Raw genomic sequence first — 1734 nt, 5'->3', positions numbered from 1 at the left:
TCGGCTGTGTTATAGGCTGTACCTACTGCAACATCAGTTGAGTCTTTGTACTCAGTACCGATGACATTTCCATCAGTATCGATATAATTGACAATGACTGAACCTGTTTGCTCTGTTGAGTTTTCCAAACGGAGTGAGAAACGGAGAAGGTCTGAGTTGGTTGTTTCATTGTTGTAAGTATTACGATAATCAACGTAGTCATTATAATGTTTATTATTACCATTTATTTTATCTGAACCGATACTGTAAGCCTGGTTAGATGTTGTTGAAGTATTAATAAAGTATGATGTTCCTGTCTCATATTCATCTGTTGGGAAAGATGTAAAAGGTGTTGACTCGTGGTATAACTTAAATTGAACTTCTTTAAATGTTCCTTTCAGACGGATAGAACCCGTACCTGCTGGAGAGACATTTGGCATACGGTTGCTATCTTCATCAAACCCAGAATAAGTTGGGTCAACTACTGAACGGTGGAAAGCATTCTTATCTGTGACTTCGATAGAAGTATCGGTAACTGTCAAGTTAACACCTTCACTAGCTTTTTCAAGCGTCACATCTGATGTTAACAACTCAAAATAAGTCGCATTAAAGGAACCACGTGAATAACCTGTAACAAATCGTATACGAGAGTTACCACCGACTCCAGAAAGATCGATGATTGGGTTAGTTACTTCTTGGTCAAAGGTCAACGTCAAAATAGTTGATGCTTCTTTTCCGCTAAAGTTCAACTTATCGCGTAAATCACCACCACCTTCTGTGTCTGATGGCTGGGTGAGGATACCTAGTGCTGGAATCGTTGATGGGTTTGGGTTGCCGACAAACATCTCTGCTGTCGCACCATATTTAGATTGGTCAGCACCATTTGCAAGGTATCCAATACCCTCAGGATTTCCATCAACAGGTTTGATACTTGCCGTTACATTTACAACAGTCCCATCTTCACGAGCAATACTAGTTGTGGCTGTTGCGTAACCTTTACTGGCAGCAACATCTTCAACTACCAAATCGTTGTCAGCATACTCATCTGCTAAGGCCCAAGTCCCACTTGTTGAGTAGGTTCTTGTATCTGCTGTTGCAGCCGCTACTGGTGCTGATGCTACTGCGACAGGAGTACTATCTAAAGTAGGCTCACTCGTTGTATCTGCCGTTGATGCTACAGGCTCTGATTGTGTCGATGCCGCTTCGTCACTAGTCACTACTGACTCTGTTGATGTCGCTACTGAATTCGTTGAAGTGACTTCAGTATTTGTAGCAGCTTCGGTATTTGTTGAAACAACCTCAGCATTTGTAGTAGCTACTCCTTCCGTAGACGTTGCTACTGAACTTGAATCCGTAACCGTAGTTGCTAGGCTCGCAACCTGTTCTGAAGGAACCTCTTGTGTAGCTGTTGTTCCAAGTTCATCTGCTAATACTTGTGGAGAGAGAAATAGCAGAGCACCGATAACAACCGAACCGACTCCTACAGAAAATTTACGAATCGAAAACTTTAGTTTCTTTTCATGATTATGATTAAACATAACATCCCCTTCTAATTTTTCTTGAATTTCAACATATTTTATCAAACAATCTAAACTTTTGTCAAATTTTTTGTATTTAAGAGAAAAACAATCAATCTAAAACACTCTTATACTACAACATTATTGGCTCTATAATTTCTGTAGTGGGTAAATCTCATTCAGATATTGTAGGGCTTTTTGACGGTATGCAAAAAGTCCCACATGACTTATAATGAAA

Annotated in this window: 1 protein-coding gene; it reads right to left on the bottom strand. The window is 39.9% G+C overall.

Features of this window, described 5'->3' with window-relative positions; genetic code table 11:
- Positions 1–1517 (bottom strand): YSIRK-type signal peptide-containing protein (locus JOC31_RS09775; RefSeq protein WP_205017956.1); only part of this gene is annotated, 1517 nt, incomplete at its 3' end.
- Positions 1518–1734: the final 217 nt, after the last annotated feature.

Origin of the sequence: Streptococcus saliviloxodontae, assembly GCF_016908655.1 — a bacterium.
Lineage (GTDB): Bacteria > Bacillota > Bacilli > Lactobacillales > Streptococcaceae > Streptococcus > Streptococcus saliviloxodontae.
The sequence above is the reverse complement of the archived record's forward strand: the minus strand, read 5'-3'. Positions and strand labels throughout refer to the sequence as shown.